General features: G+C 68.9%; 17 protein-coding genes, 1 tRNA gene and 1 pseudogene. 5 read left to right on the top strand and 14 right to left on the bottom strand.

The window, feature by feature from the left end:
* Nucleotides 1–125: 125 nt before the first annotated feature.
* The 7 genes from MET2598_RS0130975 to dnaK form a co-directional block, all read right to left on the bottom strand.
* On the bottom strand, nt 126–1,310 hold the full coding sequence (locus MET2598_RS0130975; protein WP_018263496.1) for a septal ring lytic transglycosylase RlpA family protein: 1,185 nt from the start codon (nt 1,308–1,310) through the stop codon (nt 126–128).
* A gap of 387 nt (nt 1,311–1,697) precedes the next feature.
* Complete coding sequence (locus tag MET2598_RS42425; protein WP_012335919.1) at nt 1,698–1,838, bottom strand: hypothetical protein; 141 nt, start codon at nt 1,836–1,838, stop codon at nt 1,698–1,700.
* A 445-nt stretch (nt 1,839–2,283) separates the two neighbouring features.
* Nucleotides 2,284–2,532: a hypothetical protein gene (locus tag MET2598_RS0130985; RefSeq protein WP_012335918.1), complete on the bottom strand. Its 249-nt coding sequence runs from the start codon at nt 2,530–2,532 to the stop codon at nt 2,284–2,286.
* 97 nt (nt 2,533–2,629) lie between these two features.
* Nucleotides 2,630–3,064 carry a GlcG/HbpS family heme-binding protein gene (locus tag MET2598_RS0130990; RefSeq protein WP_012335917.1) on the bottom strand — a complete coding sequence of 145 codons (435 nt, stop codon included), beginning with the start codon at nt 3,062–3,064 and terminating at the stop codon, nt 2,630–2,632.
* A gap of 136 nt (nt 3,065–3,200) precedes the next feature.
* The gene (locus MET2598_RS0130995; protein ID WP_026191026.1) at nt 3,201–3,827 is read right to left on the bottom strand and encodes a class I SAM-dependent methyltransferase; all 627 of its coding nucleotides are present in this window, start codon (nt 3,825–3,827) and stop codon (nt 3,201–3,203) included.
* A gap of 169 nt (nt 3,828–3,996) precedes the next feature.
* Nucleotides 3,997–5,160, bottom strand: coding sequence for a molecular chaperone DnaJ (dnaJ, locus tag MET2598_RS0131000; protein WP_012335915.1), 1,164 nt, complete (start codon nt 5,158–5,160; stop codon nt 3,997–3,999).
* 227 nt (nt 5,161–5,387) lie between these two features.
* Complete coding sequence (gene dnaK / locus MET2598_RS0131005; protein ID WP_012335914.1) at nt 5,388–7,307, bottom strand: molecular chaperone DnaK; 1,920 nt, start codon at nt 7,305–7,307, stop codon at nt 5,388–5,390.
* 449 nt (nt 7,308–7,756) lie between these two features.
* On the opposite strand from dnaK, the gene MET2598_RS0131010 reads away from it, so the two are divergent.
* On the top strand, nt 7,757–8,713 hold the full coding sequence (locus tag MET2598_RS0131010) for a hypothetical protein (protein ID WP_018263498.1): 957 nt from the start codon (nt 7,757–7,759) through the stop codon (nt 8,711–8,713).
* A 157-nt stretch (nt 8,714–8,870) separates the two neighbouring features.
* On the opposite strand, the gene MET2598_RS0131015 is transcribed toward MET2598_RS0131010, so the two are convergent.
* Nucleotides 8,871–9,503: a YqgE/AlgH family protein gene (locus MET2598_RS0131015; RefSeq protein ID WP_012335912.1), complete on the bottom strand. Its 633-nt coding sequence runs from the start codon at nt 9,501–9,503 to the stop codon at nt 8,871–8,873.
* Nucleotides 9,504–9,669: 166 nt separating this feature from the next.
* Between MET2598_RS0131015 and MET2598_RS0131020 the strand changes: the two genes are divergently transcribed.
* The 4 genes from MET2598_RS0131020 (at nt 9,670) to MET2598_RS0131035 (ending at nt 12,132) form a co-directional block, all read left to right on the top strand.
* Nucleotides 9,670–10,575, top strand: a complete 906-nt coding sequence (locus tag MET2598_RS0131020) for a protein-disulfide reductase DsbD domain-containing protein (protein ID WP_012335911.1) — start codon at nt 9,670–9,672, stop codon at nt 10,573–10,575.
* A 124-nt stretch (nt 10,576–10,699) separates the two neighbouring features.
* Complete coding sequence (locus MET2598_RS0131025) at nt 10,700–11,182, top strand: peroxiredoxin (protein WP_012335910.1); 483 nt, start codon at nt 10,700–10,702, stop codon at nt 11,180–11,182.
* A 117-nt stretch (nt 11,183–11,299) separates the two neighbouring features.
* Nucleotides 11,300–11,377: transfer RNA gene (locus tag MET2598_RS0131030), tRNA-Pro, on the top strand.
* A 428-nt stretch (nt 11,378–11,805) separates the two neighbouring features.
* Nucleotides 11,806–12,132, top strand: coding sequence for a 3'-5' exonuclease (locus MET2598_RS0131035; protein WP_018263499.1), 327 nt, complete (start codon nt 11,806–11,808; stop codon nt 12,130–12,132).
* A gap of 54 nt (nt 12,133–12,186) precedes the next feature.
* On the opposite strand, the pseudogene MET2598_RS0131040 reads toward MET2598_RS0131035, so the two are convergent.
* The 6 genes and pseudogenes from MET2598_RS0131040 to MET2598_RS0131060 form a co-directional block, all read right to left on the bottom strand.
* Nucleotides 12,187–12,723 (bottom strand): annotated as a pseudogene (locus tag MET2598_RS0131040) (IS630 family transposase); the annotation flags it as partial.
* A gap of 17 nt (nt 12,724–12,740) precedes the next feature.
* Nucleotides 12,741–13,259: a winged helix-turn-helix domain-containing protein gene (locus MET2598_RS0131045; protein ID WP_018263501.1), complete on the bottom strand. Its 519-nt coding sequence runs from the start codon at nt 13,257–13,259 to the stop codon at nt 12,741–12,743.
* 604 nt (nt 13,260–13,863) lie between these two features.
* Nucleotides 13,864–14,115: a recombinase family protein gene (locus MET2598_RS43930; protein WP_084673963.1), complete on the bottom strand. Its 252-nt coding sequence runs from the start codon at nt 14,113–14,115 to the stop codon at nt 13,864–13,866.
* Nucleotides 14,116–14,289: 174 nt separating this feature from the next.
* A complete protein-coding gene (locus tag MET2598_RS37675; protein WP_157182292.1) occupies nt 14,290–15,462 on the bottom strand; it encodes a cytochrome P450 in 1,173 nt (390 codons plus the stop codon).
* Nucleotides 15,463–15,521: 59 nt separating this feature from the next.
* A complete protein-coding gene (locus tag MET2598_RS0131055) occupies nt 15,522–17,195 on the bottom strand; it encodes a Dyp-type peroxidase (protein WP_018263504.1) in 1,674 nt (557 codons plus the stop codon).
* The gene (locus MET2598_RS0131060) at nt 17,177–18,697 is read right to left on the bottom strand and encodes a hypothetical protein (protein ID WP_210163412.1); all 1,521 of its coding nucleotides are present in this window, start codon (nt 18,695–18,697) and stop codon (nt 17,177–17,179) included. The genes MET2598_RS0131055 and MET2598_RS0131060 overlap by 19 nt, the downstream gene beginning before the upstream one ends.
* Nucleotides 18,698–18,987 lie beyond the last annotated feature (290 nt).

The following is an 18,987-nucleotide window of genomic DNA, read 5'->3' on the forward strand; positions in this document are numbered from 1 at the left end:
GCGTGTCATACCCAATCCGCATGATCCCTTCGGGATGGCGGATTGGGGCTTCGCTCACGCGCGCGCGGGCTCGCGCCGCGCGGGCGCGTCATCCGCTGTCCGGACGTGAGCGTCCGGACAGCGGATCAGAGCATGTCGGCCGTGCGGGCGCGTGGCGCGCGGCCCTTGCGCTCGCCCGCCTCCGCCCCGTCGAGCTTGGCGGTCAGGCTGTGCTCAGGCCCGGGCCGCAGCGGCGGCCGCGGGGGAGCGCCGCTGAGCTGGAGCGGCGAGGTCAGAGGCAGCGGCGCGGCGTGGCGCGGCGTGGCCGCCCGCGCGGCGGGGGCCGCCTGCGCGGCGGCCAGCATGGCCTGGGCCAGGGCGCCGCGGTCCCGCGCCGCCGCGTCGGGCCGCATCGCTGCCGGGAGGGCCCGGAGACCGGGCCGCGGCGGGGCCGCCTGCGCGACCCGCACCGGGGCCGGGGCGGGCGCGGGCCGGGGCGCGACCTCGGCCACCCGGACCGGGGCGGCCCGCCGCGGCGCCTCGGCCACCACGACCGGCGCCGGGGCGACCCGCGGGCGCTCGACGACCGGCCGCACGGGCGCGGCCTCGGGCTCCGGCTGCCGGAAGGCGAAGGGCTTCGCCTCCTCGCCCGCATCCGCCACCATCAGGTTGGCGCCGGAGGGCCTGCCCGCCGGGCTGCCATCCGTGCGCAGCGTCGCCATCAGCTTGCGGTCGTCGCTGCCCGCCACCGAGGCCATGCCCAGATACTCGACCCGCACCCGGGTCGTGCCGCGGCGGTGGAATTCCAGCGCCTCGGCCACCCGCTCGGAGACGTCCATCAGGCGCCCGGCATGATAGGGGCCGCGGTCGTTGACGCGCACCACCATCGAGTGGCCGTTCGCGAGGTTGGTGACGCGGGCGTAGCTCGGCAGCGGCAGGGTCGGGTGCGCCGCCGCCACGGAGAAGCGGTCGAAGACCTCGCCGTTGGCGGTCTGGCGGCCGTGGAAGGCGGTGCCGTACCAGGAGGCCAGCCCCTCGCGGACGTAGCCGCGGGGATTCTCGCGCGGGACGTAGGTGTGGCCGGCCACCACGTAGGGTTTGCCCACCATGGCGCGCCCGCCCCCCTTCGGGATCGGGTCGTTCTCCCCGTAGAGCCGGGGGCTCGGCACCACGCCGTATTTCGGGTCGACCTGCCGGCCGCCGCGGACCGAGGCCGTCGCGCCCGGATGCGGGGTCCCGGCGCAGTTCGCGGTGAGCAGCGCCACGCCGGCCACCGCCGCGAGCCGCAGGGCCGAGGCCGTGCCGGAGCCACCGTTCTGGGATCCTGCCATCGCGCTCTCGGTCCCCCTGCCGCCCCGCCGCCGCCCTCCGGGCCGCGACCGCCTTCCAGCCACGCTGACGCGCTTTCATGAAGGAAGACTTGACGGGAGGGAGTCAAACGCCGCCGCGGCACGGGGCGGGCACCCGAGGACAAGCCGCCAAGTCCCCGCAGGGACGAGGAGATCGGCCCGCGGGAGGGCGGCCGGCGGTTCCGGCCGAGTTCTCGTGCGGCACCGCAAGAAAGGCCAGCAAGATCCTGACAGAAAAAGAATTTTTCTGGAACCACGGTGAGCCCGACCCGGCTCGGGCCCGCCCACAGCTTTCTCGGACGCCTTCCCGGCCGAGGTCCCGCGGACCGGGCCCCGGTCCCGCGATCGGGCCTGGCGGCGGGGGCCGGCCTACTCGGCCGGCTCGACCTCGTCGCTGCCGGCCGGGGCGAGCCGGACCCAGGCGTCGAGCGCCCAGCGGATGCCGTGCCCGGCGAGCGCGGCGAGCGCCATGGCGCCGCCGAGGTTCAGGAACAGGGATGCATCCGCCATGGGCCGTGCCTCACTCAAGGGCCGTCCAGTGGAGCGGCGGAGGCGGCGGGGCGCCAGTGCCGCGGCGCGACACGATCGGGCGATCCCGTCGGATCCGGCCCTCCCTGCGGCCGATCCTCCGCAACTGTGGCAGAAACAGCTTGCCCGAGGATGTGCGCCGGCTCACCGATCGGCCGGGCGGTCCGCCCCGCGGCCTCGCCCGGGCCGGGCGGCCCTCCGCCTGAGGCGAAATCCGCTCGATCGAAGCGGATCCCGGATCGCGAGCCTGCGCGGCGCCTGTGCGCGGCGCCTGAGCGACGCCGACATCCGCATGGCCGAAATCGGAGATGGCGAAGCCATCAACCGGAGGTTGGATGAGACGCCGCCTCAGGCACGGGCCGCAACGGCCTGGGCAACCTCGCGGTTCGTCCGGCGCCGGGCGCGTCGCGGCGCCCGGGGACGGTGATCAGCCCTTGCGCTGCGCCTTCACGTAGCCGGTGATCGCGGCCTGGCAGGTCTGCGAGAGCTTGGCCTTGTTCTGCTTGAAGCAGGCCTGCACCTCGGGGCCGTCCGGCGGGAAGTTGCCGCAATAGGTGAGGTAGTCGCCCGTGCAGAACTGCTTCAGGGCGGCGCGGTCCGGAGCCGGCGTCTGCACGGGCGCCGCGAGGGCGCCCGTCGAGGTCAGGGCGAGGACGAGGGCGAGGCGATGCAGCACGGGGACACTCCTGGACAAGCCCGGTTCGGCCGGGCCCGGCGCTGAAAGCAGAGGAACGCGTCCAAAAGGGGGTAGCTCGGCCGTGCCGCCGCCCCCGTCAGGTCCGCCAGGGATGCGCGGGAAGCTCGGTCGCCCCCACCGCCCGCGCCCCCGCCTCGGCCACCGCGTGGTCGTCCTCCACGGTCGAGCCGCTGACGCCGATCGCCCCGGACATCACCCCGTCCTTGTCCACGATCGGGATCCCGCCCGGGAAGGTGATCAGCCCGCCATTCGAGTGCTCGATGCCGTAGAGGGGGCCGCCGGGCTGCGACAGCGCCCCGATCTGGCCGGTCGGCATGCCGAAGAACAGCGCGGTGCGGGCCTTCTTCTGGGCGATGTCGATCGAGCCCACCCAGGCATCGTCCATCCGGGAGAAGGCCTTGAGGTTGCCCCCCGAATCCACGACGGCGATGCACATCTGGGTGCCGATCGCCTGCGCCTTGGCGCGGGCGGCCGCGATGGCCTTCTCGGCTTCCTCGATCGTGACGTGCATGGTCTCTCTCCTCGCGCGACGCGGCGTGCTGGCCGCGCCGGGGGGGAGATAGGCAGCCCGCGCCCGGCGGCGATGCGCGGCGCGCTCCGCCCTTCGGGCGAGACCCGGGCAAGCGGGCGCGCCGGTCGCCGGCCCGTCAGGACCGGCGGTAGACCCAGACCCGGGCCGGCGGCAGGTTCAGCCAGACCTTGTTCGAGCGGCTCGCCGTGTAGCCGAAGGCCTGGGCCGGGATCGGCGGCACCACCGCGTAGGTGAACTGCACGAAGGGCGCGTCCGGGTGCATCAGGTCGTGCGCCTCCTGCAGCAGGTCGAGGCGCTGCTCCAGGGGCTTGGTGAAGAGCGGCAGGCTCGAGATGGTGGCGCAGGCCGGCTCGGCCAGTACGTCTCCGAGGGTCTCGCGCATCCGGTAGGCGTCGCCGCGCAGGATGGTGGCGCGCGGGAAGCGGCGGCGCAGGAGGTCGCAGAAATCCGGGTTGTACTCGACGAGGACGAGGCGCTCCTGCTCGATGCCGCGGCGCACCAGCGCGTCCGTCACCGGTCCGGTGCCGGGCCCGAGCTCGATCACCGGCCCCGGCCTGCGCGGATCGACGTAGGAGGCCATGGTGCGGGCGAGCAGCCGCCCCGAGGGCGTCACCGCGCCGGTCACCAGCGGCCGCTCCAGCCACGAGCGCAGGAACCGCGCCTCGTCCTCGAACAGGTCGCGCCGCGGCGCGGATCGGGGCAGGGCGACGGCTTTCGCGCTGGATCGGCGGGGCAAGGGCAAGACGGTCGGACCCTTAAATCACGCGGACGATTGGGAAACGGCTCTCGACCAAAGGGGCGCCGCCGTCAAGCCTGGAGCCGGCAAGAAACCCGCCGCCGCCGCGGCGCGGCGGATCCCCGCACGACCGGGCGGAAAACGCGCGTCGGGGGCCCGGGTTCGCGGCGCGAGCTCAGGCGCGGCCCGAGCCGCTCAACCCGTCGAAGAACTCCTTGACCCGGGAGAAGAAGCCCGCGCTCTCCGGGTGGTTATCGGCCTGGCTGCCGAGCTGGTCGAATTCCTGCAGCAATTCGCGCTGGCGCTTGGTGAGGTTCTGCGGCGTCTCGACGAAGACCTGGATGTAGAGGTCGCCGACGTCGCGCGAGCGCAGGACCGGCATGCCCTTGCCTTTGAGCCGGAACTGCTTGTTGGTCTGGGTGCCGCCGGGGACCCGCACGGTGGTGTGGGAGCCGTCGATGACCGGCACCGTGATCTCGCCGGAGAGGGCCGCCGTCACCATCGAGATCGGCACCCGGCAGAACAGGTCGGCCCCGTCGCGCTGGAAGAACGGGTGCGGCTTGATCGAGAGGAAGATGTAGAGGTCGCCCGCCGGGCCGCCGCGCAGGCCGGACTCGCCCTCGCCGGCGAGCCGGATGCGCAGCCCGTCGTCGACGCCCGCCGGCACGTTGACCGAGAGCGTGCGCTCGCGCGTGACCCGGCCGGCACCGCCGCAGGCCGCGCAGGGATCGTCGATGATCTCGCCGCGGCCCTGGCAATTCGGGCAGGTGCGCTCGATGGCGAAGAAGCCCTGCGCCGCGCGCACCCGGCCGTAGCCGCCGCAGGTCGGGCAGACGCGGGGCTTCGAGCCGGCCTTGGCGCCCGAGCCGGCGCAGACCTCGCAGGTGACCGAGGTCGGCAGCCGGATCGTCTCGGTCTTGCCGGTGAACGCCTCCTCGAGCGAGATTTCCAGGTTGTAGCGCAGGTCGGCGCCCCGCTCCCGGCCGCCAGCCCGGCCGCCGCCGCCGCGCGGGCCGGCGCCGCCCGCCCGGGCATCCCCGAAGAACGTGTCGAAGATGTCCGACATGAAGTCGCCGAAATCGGCCCCGAAGCCCGGCCCGCCCGGCCCTCCCTGCGAGAAGGCGGCGTGGCCGAAGCGGTCGTAGGCGGCGCGCTTCTGGTCGTCCGACAGGGTCTGGTAGGCCTCGTTGACCTCCTTGAACTTGATCTCGGCTTCCTTGTCGCCGGGGTTCCGGTCGGGATGGTAGGCCATGGCGAGCTTCCGGAAGGCCGATTTCAGCTCCGCCTCGCCCGCCGTCTTGGCGACGCCCAGCACCTCGTAATAGTCGCGCTTCGACATTCCCCGTCCCCGAGCCTGGAGGGCCCCGTGTCGTCCCAAAGGCGCGCGGCCCCCGGCGCTGCGAGCGCCCGGGACCGCGGCGGCCTTTCCCCGAATTCCGCGTCAGGACGGCGCGCAGGATCCCCGCATCCTGGCGGGATGCGGGGATCCTGCGCGCCCGCCCGGGCGCGAGCGCTCACGCAAACGCGCGCGCGGCCGGGAGCTCTCGCCCCCGGCCGCGCCGGGCCTCAGGCCCGCTTCTTGTGATCCTTGTCGTCGACTTCCTGGAAGTCGGCGTCGATCACGTCGTCCTTCTTGGCCTGCGGGTCCTCCGCGCCGGCGGACGCGGCCTCGCCGCCGCCCGCCTGCGCGGCGTACATCGCCTCGCCGAGCTTCATCGAGGCCTGCATCAGGTCCGTCGTGCGGGCCTTGATGGTCTCGACATCCTCGCCGGCGAGCGCCTGGCGCAGCGCGTCGATCGCCGTGCTGATGCCGGCCCGGTCGCTCTCCGAGACCTTGTCGCCGTACTCCTTGACCGACTTCTCGGTCGCATGGACCAGGCTCTCGCCCTGGTTCTTCACCTCGACGAGTTCGCGGCGCTTCTTGTCCTCGGCCGCGTTGGCCTCGGCCTCCTGCACCATGCGCTGGATCTCGGTGTCGGACAGGCCGCCCGAGGCCTGGATGCGGATCTGGTGCTCCTTGCCGGTCGCCTTGTCCTTGGCGGTGACGTTGACGATGCCGTTGGCGTCGATGTCGAAGGTCACCTCGATCTGCGGCACGCCGCGCGGGGCCGGCGGGATGCCGACCAGGTCGAACTGGCCGAGCAGCTTGTTGTCGGCCGCCATCTCGCGCTCACCCTGGAAGACCCGGATGGTGACCGCGTTCTGGTTGTCCTCCGCCGTCGAGAAGACCTGGGATTTCTTGGTCGGGATCGTGGTGTTGCGGTCGATGAGCCGGGTGAACACGCCGCCCAGCGTCTCGATGCCGAGGGAGAGCGGGGTCACGTCGAGGAGCAGCACGTCCTTGACGTCGCCCTGGAGCACGCCCGCCTGCACGGCCGCGCCGATCGCCACGACCTCGTCCGGGTTGACGCCCTTGTGGGGCTCCTTGCCGAAGAAGGTCTTCACCACGTCCTGGATCTTCGGCATGCGGGTCATGCCGCCGACCAGCACCACCTCGTCGATCTCGCTCGCCGCGACGCCCGCATCCTTGAGCGCCTTGCGGCAGGGCTCGATGGTGCGCTGGATCAGGTCGTCGACGAGCGACTCGAACTTGGCGCGGCTGAGCTTGAGCGCGAGGTGCTTCGGGCCGGACGCGTCGGCCGTGATGTAGGGCAGGTTGATCTCGGTCTGGGTGGCCGAGGACAGCTCGATCTTGGCCTTCTCGGCCGCCTCCTTCAGGCGCTGCAGGGCGAGCTTGTCCCGGGTCAGGTCGATGCCCTGCTCGCGCTTGAACTCGGCCGCGAGGTACTCGACGATGCGGTTGTCGAAATCCTCACCGCCCAGGAAGGTGTCGCCGTTGGTCGACTTCACCTCGAAGACGCCGTCGCCGATCTCCAGGATCGAGACGTCGAAGGTGCCGCCGCCGAGGTCGTAGACCGCGATCACGCCGGACTTCTTCTTGTCGAGGCCGTAGGCGAGCGCGGCCGCGGTCGGCTCGTTGATGATGCGCAGCACTTCGAGCCCGGCGATCTTGCCGGCGTCCTTGGTGGCCTGGCGCTGCGCGTCGTTGAAGTAGGCCGGGACCGTGATGACCGCCTGCGTGACCGGCTGGCCCAGGTAGGACTCGGCCGTCTCCTTCATCTTCTGCAGCGTGAAGGCGGAGATCTGGGAGGGCGAGAATTGCTTGCCGTCCGCCTCGACCCAGGCGTCGCCGTTGCCGGCGCGCACGATGTGGTAGGGCACGAGGCCCTTGTCCTTCTGCGTCATCGGGTCGTCGTAGGTGCGGCCGATGAGGCGCTTGATCGCGAAGAAGGTGCGCGACGGGTTGGTGACCGCCTGGCGCTTGGCCGGCTGTCCGACGAGGCGCTCGCCCTCGTCCGTGAAGGCGACGATCGACGGGGTGGTGCGCGCGCCTTCCGCGTTCTCGATGACCTTGGGCTGCGTGCCTTCCATCACGGCCACGCAGCTGTTCGTCGTGCCAAGATCGATACCGATGACTTTACCCATGGTGGGATCCCTCGTTGATGTTTTTTAAGCAGACCGCCGAGCCCCGAAGCAGCTCGGCCCATGGTGCTACAGGTGACGAAGATCGGTTGTGCCGGGCGGGATCCGCTGGAACCTCGGGGGGAGAGACGATCCGGGACCCGCGCCGGACGCGATATAAGAACGCCGCCGGAGGCCCGCAAGGCGAGGTCCCCTCCCGCCGAGACGGCCCGCGCGCGGCCCGTCCGTCAACTGCGAATCCGGGCCAGCGGCCAAGCCGCCACGAGAATGTTGCGGCCTTGCCACGCGCCCGCCACGGGGCGCATGCTACGAGGAAGGTCTGCGCGTCGCGTCCTTGCGCGGACCTGCCCCGGGTGGACCTGCCCCGGGCGGGCCGCCCTGTCGGTCGGGATGCGGGCCTGTCGTCGTCCGGGACCGACCGGGCGCTTGCCGCGAGCCTGCTCAGGAGCCTGATGCCCTCGTTCCGCCCCCTCGCCACGGCCCTCGTCCTGGCCCTCGCCGGGGCCGCCCTGCCCGCCCCGGCCTCCGCCCAGAACTTCTTCGAGGAGCTGTTCGGCATCGGGCGGGCGGCGCGCCCGGCCGCGCCGCCCCGCCCGGCCGCGCCCGCGGCCCCGATGGACGCGCCGCCCCCGGCGGCCGATCCGCGCCCGGCGGCGCCGCCCCCGGCGCCGAGGCCGGTGGTGATCAAGGCGCCGAGCGACGACGGCGCCATCGGCCAGGACCTGCTGCAGAACGGCAGCGCCGGCAGCCTGAAGCTGGAACGGGCCCAGGGCGGCCTCACCGCCCGCGTCACCCTCGAGGGCACCCGGATCTCGCAGCCGATCGAATCCTGCCGGGTGTCGCTCAGCAAAGGGGCGCCCCTCGCCCTCACCGACCAGGGGCGGCCGAACGGGGTCACGCGGCTGGCCTCGTCGGACCCGGTCTGCCCGCTCCGAATGGAGATCCTGGAGGGCAGCGTGCTCGTCACGCCCCTGACCGAGCCCGACATCTGCGTGTTCCAGGCCCAGGACTGCGCCACCACCCCGAAGGGCCTGTGGGGGCCGGGCGCGGCCTCCCTGGTGACGCGCGCCCAGGAATTCGACGGCGCCCGCGGGGCGGCCGACCGCGCCGTGCGCGAGAATTACCGGGTGATGACCCAGCGCGCCAAGCGCGAGGAGATCCGCCCGATCGTCGCCGAGCAGGCGGCCTTCTCGGCGGACCGGGAGCAGATGTGCCGCGCCTATGCCCGCGAGGGGGTGCACGGCTTCTGCCACCTGCGCATCACCGAGGCGCGCGTGCTCTCGCTCGCGACGCGGCTCGGCTTGACGGTGAGCACGGCCCCGACCGCCAGCAACGCGCCCCGCCCGGTCCGCCGGCGCCCGCCGCCGGTGGAGGGGATGAACCCGGGCTTCCTCGACACCGGGGAGTGATCCGGGCTCCGCTTGATCGAAGCGGGTCCCGGATCACGAGCCCGCGCGGGCGCCTGAGCGCGGCGCCTGAGCGACGCCGCCATCCGCATGGCCGAAATCGGAGATGGCGAAGCCACCAACCGGATGTCGGATGAGGCCGGGGGCGGCCGCGCGGCCCTCAGGCGTGCCCGGCGCTCATCGAGAGCATGGCGGGCTCGATCCCGATCGCCCGCAGGGCCCGGTCGTACTTGGCATCGAGGGCGGCGTTGAAGATCAGGTCCGGATCGGCCGGGCAGTGCAGCCAGCCATTGGCCTGGATCTCGCTCTCGAGCTGGCCCGGCTGCCAGCCCGCGTAGCCGAGGGCCAGCACGGCGTCGCGCGGGCCCGTCCCGGCCGCGATCGCCCGCAGGATCTCGACCGTCGCGGTCAGGCAGATCCCGTCGTCGATCAGCAGGGTGGACTGGTCGATGTGGAAGTCGGGCGAGTGCAGGACGAAGCCGCGGCTCGACTCCACGGGGCCGCCCATCAGCACGGGCATGTGCCCGACCCGGTTCGGCAGCCGGATGGCGTCGTCCTGGCGGATGATGTCGAGCTGGACCAGCAGATCCGGCATGTTGAGGTCGGCCGCGGGCTTGTTGACGATGATCCCCATCGCCCCCTCGGCCGAGTGGGCGCAGAGGTAGATCACCGAGCGGGCGAAGCGCTCGTCGGCCATGCCCGGCATTGCCACCAGCAGCTGCCCGTCGAGGTAGCCCGCCGCGGAGGCCCGGCCCGGCGCCGTCGTGTCGTCAGGAGCGGATCGCGTGCGCATGGCCCTATGCTACGCCCCGGGCCGCCTTTGTCCATCCTCCACGCCGCCGCGGATCCGGCACGGTCACGTGATCGTTTCTCGCCTTGGTCCGTTTCCTGCTGGTACGCTCATCCGACGTGACCTGAGCCGGCGTATCGCGCACCGCGCGAGTGCGGACGAGTAGGCCATGATCCTCTGTGCTTCCGGGACCCATCGCGCTTCCGGGCGGCGCCGGGCCGCCCGCCCCGCCGCCCTGGCCGCCTGCGCGGCGCTGACGGTGCTGGCGCTGGTCCAGGCGGCCGGGCCCGCCCGGGCGGCCTCGGCCTGGGCCACGGGCCTGCACGCGCGGGCGCGGCTGATCCCCGGGGGACAGGCGGACGGGGTGCGCTTCGCCGGGCTGGAGATCCTGCTCGATCGCGGCTTCAAGACCTTCTGGCGCGATCCGGGCGAGGCCGGGATGCCGCCCGCGATCGACTGGTCCAGCTCGCGCAACGCCGCGGCGGTCGACGTGCTCTGGCCGGTGCCGCGGCGGATGAAGGAGGCGGGCGACGTGGTCTTCGGCTACGAGGACCGCGTCGTGCTGCCGATCCGGGTCGTGCCGGCCGATGGCCGCGCGCCGGTCTCCCTGCGGCTGCGCCTCGATTACGGCGTGTGCAACGACATCTGCATTCCGGTGCGCGCGGATCTCTCGCTGACCCTGCCGGCCGATGCGGCGGCGGTGGGCGACCCGCGGGTGGCGGAGGCGGTGGCGGCCTCGCCGCGGCCGGTGCGCCTGGGCGAGGGGCCGCTCGCGGTCCTGGGCGCGGTGCCCGAGCCGCCGGGCCTCGCCGGCCGGCTCTTCGTCGCGGTGCGGGCGCGGGTGCCGAGCGGCGACAAGGCGGACCTGTTCGTCTCGGCGCCCCCCGGCTGGCTGCTGCTGCCGCCGCCCCGCCCCCTGCCCGAAGCGCCCGGTACGGTGCTGTTCCGCATCCCCGTCCTGGAGCGTCCGCCCGAGGGCCCCGACCAGCTGCCCCTCAGCCTGATCCTGGCGAGCCCGGGCCAGCGCCCGGTGACGACCGAGGCCAATCTCGACACCCGGGAATGGTCGCGCTAAGCACCCGCGGCCCGCGGGGGCGGACGTCCCCGGGCGCACGCGCCCTCCGGAGGGCTGGACGCTCCGGAACGGGCACCGGGGCCGGGGCGAAGGGACCCGGCGGCCTCACCATCGGGAGAGCACCATGACCATCCAGGTAGGGGATCACCTGCCCCAGGCGACCTTCCGCGTGATGACCGCGGACGGCCCCGTGGCCAAGACCACCGACGACGTGTTCAAGGGCCGCCGCGTGGTGCTGGTCGCCGTGCCGGGCGCCTTCACGCCGACCTGCCACCGCAACCACCTGCCGGGCTACGTCGCCAAGCGGGCCGAGATTCTGTCGCACGGCATCGACGGGATCGCCGTGACCTCGGTCAACGACGTCTTCGTGCTCGACGCGTGGGCGAAGGCGGCCGGGGCGGAGGGCATCGAGTTCCTGGCCGACGGCAACGGGGATTTCGCCAAGGCCATCGGCCTCGACATGGACGGGGCCGGGTTCGGCCTCGGCGTGCGCTCGAAGCGCTACGCGATGCTGGTCGAGGACGGGGTGGTGCGCGCCCTCAACGTCGAGGACACGCCCTCGAAGGCCGAGGTGTCGAGCGCCGAGGCGCTGCTGAAGTCGCTCTGAGGCGTCGCGGGCCCTCCGCCGCCGCGGCGGCGGAGGGCCCGCGAAAGGGGTTGCGCGGCCGAGCCGGGCCGGCTAAGACCCCCGGGCTCACGGGCGGCCTCGACCGCCTCGGGCCGTCGGAGCGTAGCGCAGCCCGGTTAGCGCACTAGTCTGGGGGACTAGGGGTCGTGGGTTCGAATCCCGCCGCTCCGACCATTGAAAATCAATGACTTAGGTGACAGTCCGTTGCTACCGGCTTACTGCAGATTGGGCTTAGTAAGCCAATAGTAAGCCGTGACTGGGGTGTCGAGGTTCTCACCTTACCGCCGTCCCATGCTCAGTCGCCGCGGGAGCTACTCGCACTCGGACCGGCTGCGCTATTCGGCCGCTCTGCGATGGCAGGTATCATACCGTCGCGCGTTTGAGTTGACGCATTCTCCTCGCCCCCGCACCTCCGCGCAGCATGGTTCGTATGGACGGATCAGATCAAAGGCGCGCCGGTATTAGACCAGCGGCGATCGGCCTCTTCGTCCGCTCCGAGGCGCAGATCAATCGGGCAAGGGCCGTGGCTGAAGCGGCTGGACTTTCCGTGCGCTTGCTCGGGGGAGACCGGGAGCAATGGGACAGCGGCGCTGCTCGGGACAATGCACCTCGCGAAGGGGCAAGAATTCCGCGCCTTCGCCCTCATCGGCTGCGACGAGGGCGTCCTGCCACTTACCGAGCGCGTGGACGACGTCGCCGACGCGTTCGAACTCGACGAGGTGGTCGCGACCGACCGCCGGCTACTCTATGCGGCGGCCACCAGGGTCCGGGACCGCCTCTTCGTGTCAGACGTCAAGCCGGGCTCAGAACTCCTAGTCGAGCTGAGCGCATCAATGCCTGTATGGCACTATAAGCTTCAGGAGTCATTTTTCTCCGGAGAAGGCACGAGGAGCGACGCTCCGAGGCATTGCGCCTGTGCCTGCATCTGAATCCCGTTAGGATATGCCGATTCGGTTTGGAAACACTGGTTGATACCGCCGCGCTTATGAACTGATCTGTTCGAGGTAGGGGTATGCGCAGAGGGACTTGATGCGGCCGGTCTCTGCCGCGAGAGCGTTCCAGGCCCGGCAGCACGCCTCCACGACGGCCTCGTAATCGGCCAGGAGCCGATGGGAGAGGTAGCGCTCGCGCAGGTAGAGCCAGACGCGCTCGACCGGGTTCAACTCGGGACTGTAGGGCGGCAGGGGCACGAGGGTGAGGTTGGGCGGGAGCGTCACCGCGCGCGGATCGTGCCAGCCAGCGCCGTCCAGCACCATCACAGCGTGGGTGTCGGCCGGGATGCTGGCCGCAAAGTCGGTCAGGAAGCGGTCCATGGCCGGAGTGCAGACCCGCGGCAGCACGAGGGCGAAGTCCTCCCCGGTGGCAGGCCGCACGGCCGCGAAGATGTAAGCCGAGGCGAAGCGCTTGTCGCACAGCCCTGGCGGGCGTTGGCCGCGCACCCACCAGCGGTGGCCGGTCCGGCCCTTCTGGCCCACGCGCGCCTCGTCCATGAACCAGAGCGCGATCCTCTTGTCCGGATGGGCTTGGGCCGCCGCCGCTACGGCGGTGCGAAGCCCCTTTTGGCGAAAGCGGCAGCGGCACGGGCGTCCCGCTTCGGGTGAACGGGCCTGGCCTTCTGCTTCGACAGCCCGAGCCGACGCACGACCCGCGACATGGATTGCGGGCCCATGGTCTTGTCGAACCGCTCCTCGATGAAGCGGCAGAGGTCCGGCAGCGTCCAGCTCGACGGCTCCCCTTGCTCGGGATCCGGCCCGACCAGGATGCGCTGCACCAGCACCGCCTGCTCGCCCTCGCTGAGGATCTCCCGCCTGTGGCCGTGCGGACGATCCACCAGCCCGGCCAGCCCCTCGGCATGGAACCGGATCACCGCGTCGCGCAGGGTTTGGCGCTCCATCCCGGCCGCCCGCGCCGCTTCGGCGCGGCTCATGCCCTCCAGCGCGTTGGCCACGGCCAGGAGGCGCTGCATCGTGCGGCGGCGGGGCTCACGCCGGGCCAAGCGACGCAACGCGGCGGCGCTCGCGAGGTCGGTGCGGATCGTCAGGCCCGGTCGTGCCATGGCGGCCTCCTGCTGCACAGGCCGCAGGCCAGCACAGACGTGCGTCACGACCAACTCACGTTCGAGTTAACGCCAGAGCGCGGCGGTATTATGCCTGACAACACGATTGTCCACAGCATGCAGCATATGTGAATGCGTTCATATTTGACCGCTTGTTGCTTCCAAAATCCTAATGTTCCGCGCATGCGGTCATAATTTTGCTTGAGACGGTTTTTGCTGTCCTCGGAAAAATGAGGAAAATCGTCAAAGGCGGGGCCGCCAGCATGAAGTTGTACGCCGCGCAACCTAGCTATCAGCACAGGCAATAGGCTGAGCAAAGCCGCCAAACCATAAGCTGTGAGAACGAAAGCCCAAGGGGTTATAGGGAAGCTGATCGCCGCCTCAGTGGAATTGGATGGGTCCTATCACGGTCGGAGGCAAGCGGCACCTCTATGCCGAGAGAGCTAAGCTTTTGGTCTAAATCATGACATTCGCAAGGACGGCTCCGCGCCGAGATGCTGGTAAAAGGTGGCCTTCAAAACGTTAAAGTGGGCAGCAACCTCCTTCGAGGTGCGAGAGCCATCCGTCAGCAACGCACGGGCGGCAGCTACATGCTTTGGTTCCATCAGCTTCGGTCGCCCCCCCACGCGGCCCTCCGGCGTGCCTCTGCCAACCCTGCTGTTGTGCGCTCGCGGATTTGCGCCCGCTCGAACTCGGCAATGGCGCCCAGCATGTGAAAGACGAGCATCCCGCCGGGCGACGAGGTGTCAATGGCGTCAGGCACGGATTCAAGGCCGATTCCCCGTCGCTTTAAATCCTCAGCTGTGTCGATGGGTTGCTTGCCGCAGCCACCTGAACCCGGCAGGATCCCACTTATCCAGACCCAGGGCGCTGTTCAGACATACCAAGCCACCTCTCTGTCCTACGGGCGCTGACGGCGGACATCGAACGTTTGGTGGCCGTTTCTCAAAGCAACCGAGCTGGCAGTCCGGTGTGGATCGCGAGCCTGTAGGCGGTCACAATTCGGAATGTCGGCAGGGTCTTTGCGGCCTTACGAGGTGATGATATCGAGCTTTTGTGCGAAAGCGCCACGTTTGCGAAGGTGGCCGGATGCTCCTGGCGCGCGGCGGAGCTCCCTTGTCGCGAGCAGAGGCTTCAACATCCGGTGCAGTGTCGCGTGATTGATGTGCTGCCCGAAACACTCGTGGAGGCCGTGGCCGAAATGAATGTATTCGTAAGGCAGACGGTCCGGATCGAAGAGGCGCGGTTCCGGTATGCGGCGCCCGTCCATCATAGCAGATGCAAACGAGGCGATAACCGTTGCGCCTTTCGGGATCGTTCTCGCTCGCTTGGTGCCGGATGCGAGCTCACAGTCCTGGAGGGCAGTGCGCTTGAGCCCAGGAGCGAGCGGATCGAATCGCATTGCTTCAAAGACGATGTCGTGCAGGCGGGCGTCGTCGCCCGCACGCGCCGCCTGGCGGGCCTGGGCCAGCCATTCTGGGCGGCGGAGCAGCTGCTCCAATGCCTGCGGCACCACCATCGGCGGTTGTGGCGGCCCGCCGACTACCATGCAGAGGAGCGCGGTGCGGATCTCCGGGTCCGTGTAGCCTGGCTGGCCTGCGGCCTGCAGCGCGAGGCAGCGCTCAAGCACGTCGTCCACGCGGCCGCGCGCGGCTTTCCTGGTCGCGATCGCCCGGTCGATATGGTCGCGGAACGCGCGCGCGATCTCGTCCGCCTCGGCGACCCACGCGACGTCGGTGAGCGACCCGGTGAACTGAAACTCAAATAGCCGAGAGCCCCAAACAGCAAGGCTTCCGTCCTTCGGTTCCGGGACGCCAAAATAGTCGCCAATGAGCCCAAAGCTCACGCGCCGGACGAGCGTGACCACGTCCACGCACCCGCCCGCCTCCTCGATAAGCGCCCGGGCACGCGCTTCGGCCTCGGCGCCAAGCCTGGGTAGGTCATCTGGGCGCACCACTGCCCGCATGGCATTCAGCTGCTCGCGATACTCGGGCGTGTTGCCCATTCCGAGGAAGAAGGGCTGATTCCCGGTGATCACTCGGAGGTTGTCGGCGTACGGGACGCTAAAGACGCGATCATTGCCGAACACCTCCAGCACGTCGTCGTAACGCGTGACAATCCAGACAGAGCGAAAGCCTGCAATCGGGGCCCACCGCCGCAGCACGCTCATGACGAACGGGGCGGTGGATAGCGCCCTGTCCATCAGCCAACCGCGGATACCGCTGGGCTGTTGCCGAAAGTATTTGTTCAAAGTTAAAATGTTCATAGCAGCGACAAGTAACGTAGTGCCGGCATGCTCGGCAAAAAGAAGTACTCGCCGCCGACCAACTGAACGTAGGTCTCTACGTGCACGGTACGTCTCAATGGATCCTGCGGGATCGTGAGAGGACCCGCGGGTCCAACCAGGGGATCGACCTCATTGAAAAGCGTCGAGAAGGTGGAGTTCAGCAGCCAATTCTGCTGGACGAACTCAAATTGACGCTCAATATCCGTGTTTAGACACATGAAAAGCAGGCCGCGATCCGCTTCATCGTCCTCGCAAAGATTGGCAATTTCGGTGCCATATTTGCGGCCCCGGCGCAGGATGCGGTGATTGTTGGCCGCCTGCAGCATAGTCTCGTGACTCTCCTCGGTCGAGAAGTGAGATAGTCCGTCCCGCGGGAAGGCGCGGCGGATATGGCTGCCCGGCGGACAGCCGAGCCCGCGCGGGTCGGACACACTGAACCGAAAGCTGCTGTCGGGCATGCGATACCGATCTGGTGGCAGAGTGACGTTTCCAGGACAGAGTAAGTGTCCGTCAATGCTGCGCCCGACCGCCCGCTCCGCGAGCCACCTGGCGTCGATGTTGCCGATACTCGGATCAGCCTCCTTGAGGCGCGTCGCATTGGCATGAAAGGAGTTCCAGAAGGCGGCAACGTCCTGCTTCAGCTCGCGCACGACGAGATAGCTGCCGTTGATCCCGAGATCGGCGAACCCTTCGGCCAGCGAGTGTTCGGGCAGGCCGGCCTTCTCAATTCGCGTGTCTACGGCGCTTAGATCGCCCTCTTTCTGACGGGCCACCACAGGGCCGGGCGCCGGCTCGCTGTGGCCGTTCTGGTATCCCATCAGGATCTCGCCGAGGGGTACGCCTTGGACTGGATCTTTCGGCGCGGGCGCGCCGTTGAAGCGCACCAGCTCGGATTCGTTCGTCGGCTCCTTCAGGCCGAATGGGATGGGTTGCGAGAGGGCATCCGCGAAGCCGAAATGCTCGCGGCTGAATCCCTCCTTTTTCTGAACATCGAGCAGCAGGTCAAGTTCGTGAACGACTACGACGCCCGCTTCGCCGAGCAGTTCCCGCACGCGCTGGGACCAAGCTTCTGCCTCCTCCATCGTTCTGGTGTAAAGAAGCAGGAGAGCGTGCACCGTAAGCGGCGTGCGCACGTCCTCCTCCGCCGGGCCAGAACGCGGAACCGTGGTCGCGCCGATCCAATTGTGGTCTGGCCGGGTTGGATCATTAAGCGGGACATTCCCGCTCCATCGTGGGCCGCCCTTGATGACGGTCTGGCACCACTTGCCTCTCCAACGGTCGCCAAGGCGGCGCAGGCGGTCCTCCTGGAACATCCCCTCGCGGAACGGTCGCGAGAATGAGGCGAGTGCCCGCGCGTCGAGCGCCATCCTCTGTAGGCCGGTCCAGGTGAAGGCAAGCGCCGCAGCGCACGGCGTCTTCTCGTCCGGCGCCCCGTCGTTGATCTCAACCCTTTGAGCGAGTTGGCGCATCCACATACCGCCCTGCACACGGTCGTCCCACGCAAATTCGAGAAAGAGTGCGCGACCGAATGGAAGATGCGCAAATCCACTCGCGACGAGGCCCTGCGTGCACTTGGCGACCGGATCGGCCAACTTCCAGTTCGGTCGGGGCTCGCCTTCCGTCCGCGTGCTCACAGCTCCGCCAGCCATGCCCTTGCCTCCTCCTCACTGACAGTCCGCTTGCGCAATCCATTAGCGATCCGGTGATTGCGCTCGATCTGATCTACGGTGAGATCGCGATAGGCGCTGTACCAGAACCGGCTGATGGCTCGAGATGCGAGTGCCCAGTTCTTGAACTGCCGCCCGTGGCTCGCGCCATCGTAGATCAGCATGCGTGTGGGTGGGAACCCGACGCCACATCCCCACGCAAGGGTCAGTCCGATATGCGCTTTCTCAATGAAGTCGTCTAAATAGCTGCCCCAGCTGTGGTCGAAATTCGAGAAGAACAATAGCCGGCTTCCATTATTAAGGAAGGCCCAGTGTGCGAAATGCACCGTGCGCATGCTTCCCAGATAACCTTGCCGTGCCCGCCGGTCTACGCGCAGCAGCAGGCCAAGGCCGTAATGCCCGGCACGGATAATCGCCGCAATTAATGCGCCGGGCTTTATAAGCACGATGGATCCCATGTGGTTCTGAGCAATCCAATCCTCGCGCCGGACGATCTCGCGCACCGCACGCTCGCTGACGGGCGGAGCATCCTGGCTGCTGTCCCGCATCTCGTTGTATCGAATGAGTAGGAACAGCAGGGGAAGAGTAAGAACGACGCTGAGAAGGCCGAGGAGCACGGCGCGCGCAGCATCAAAGAATGCCGGCCAGAGCTGGGCCTCGTATCCCAGGTTCATCGCTCCCGCCACGACACGGAGTCCGTGGACCATGAAGACCACAGGCGATAGCACGAGTACCGCCAACATCACGTAGACGGCGATGCCCGACAGCAGCAGCAGGAGGCGCCTCGGGCCAAATAATGATACGCCGACGCGGTTGACGACCTCAGTCCCGGCGATCGCTTTGCGATTAGTGTAGAGTAGCGTCACCACGCCCGAGGCACCGGCTGCCACGATGATGAGGTAGAGCTGCCATGGAACCAGTGGCGCAATCATTACGCCAGGCAGTGACAGGACAAGGAGGGTTACGACCAGAAAACGGATTAACCGGATATAGTCCATAACGGACTCCATCGTGCTGATCCGCTTCGGAGCTGGCTCGTCGAGCCAGGGAAAACGCAGATCCATCTTGAGCCGCAGGCGCCGGTGCGCTTCGGCACAGGACACCTGCCGGTAGGGATTTGGTCCCGACCGTGACAGGTCGTCTATCTCATCTCGAAGCGACAGGAACAGCGCGTGGTCCTGCAGGATGCAGTCCCGACTCAGGCCGCGGTTGCCGTGGAAGAAAACGCTGGGCGCTTGGGTACGCGCTTCGAAATAGGCCGCAACCGGCCTCGAGGCTGCCGAATGGGTCACTGCGTCATAGAGATCGCCGGACCCGTCGAGCGGCCGCTTGCAGCAACGCACCATTGCGCGGAGGCGTTCTCCGATGACCGCCTCAAGCTGTCCCCAGAACGGGCCTGCCTCTCCATCAAAGTTGGCTTCTATAATAAAGATCTCATCGTAATTTTCCGAGGTAAATATACTGAAAGACATGAAATGAAGCACTGGAACTCTCTCGTGCAGCTTCACAAAATTTGGCACATAAGGGTCCCCCGCCTGATCGAGCTCGCACTTAAGCCGGTCAATCAGAGCAGAGAGGCGGCTACAGCTCTCCGGCTTTACCTCAAGAGGTACGCATATGGTCGTTTGCCGCATCGCAACAGGCCGATTCGGATCGTTGTTCGATAGCGTCTCACAACAATGCTGCGTAGTCACGGGTTTTTTGAATGGCAGCCGCGAGTTCACGTGGTATCAGAGGGCAGGTGAGGAGCAACGCGCTCAGAAGAGCTTGGCAG

This window comes from Methylobacterium sp. WSM2598, from assembly GCF_000379105.1.
Taxonomy (GTDB): Bacteria; Pseudomonadota; Alphaproteobacteria; order Rhizobiales; family Beijerinckiaceae; genus Methylobacterium.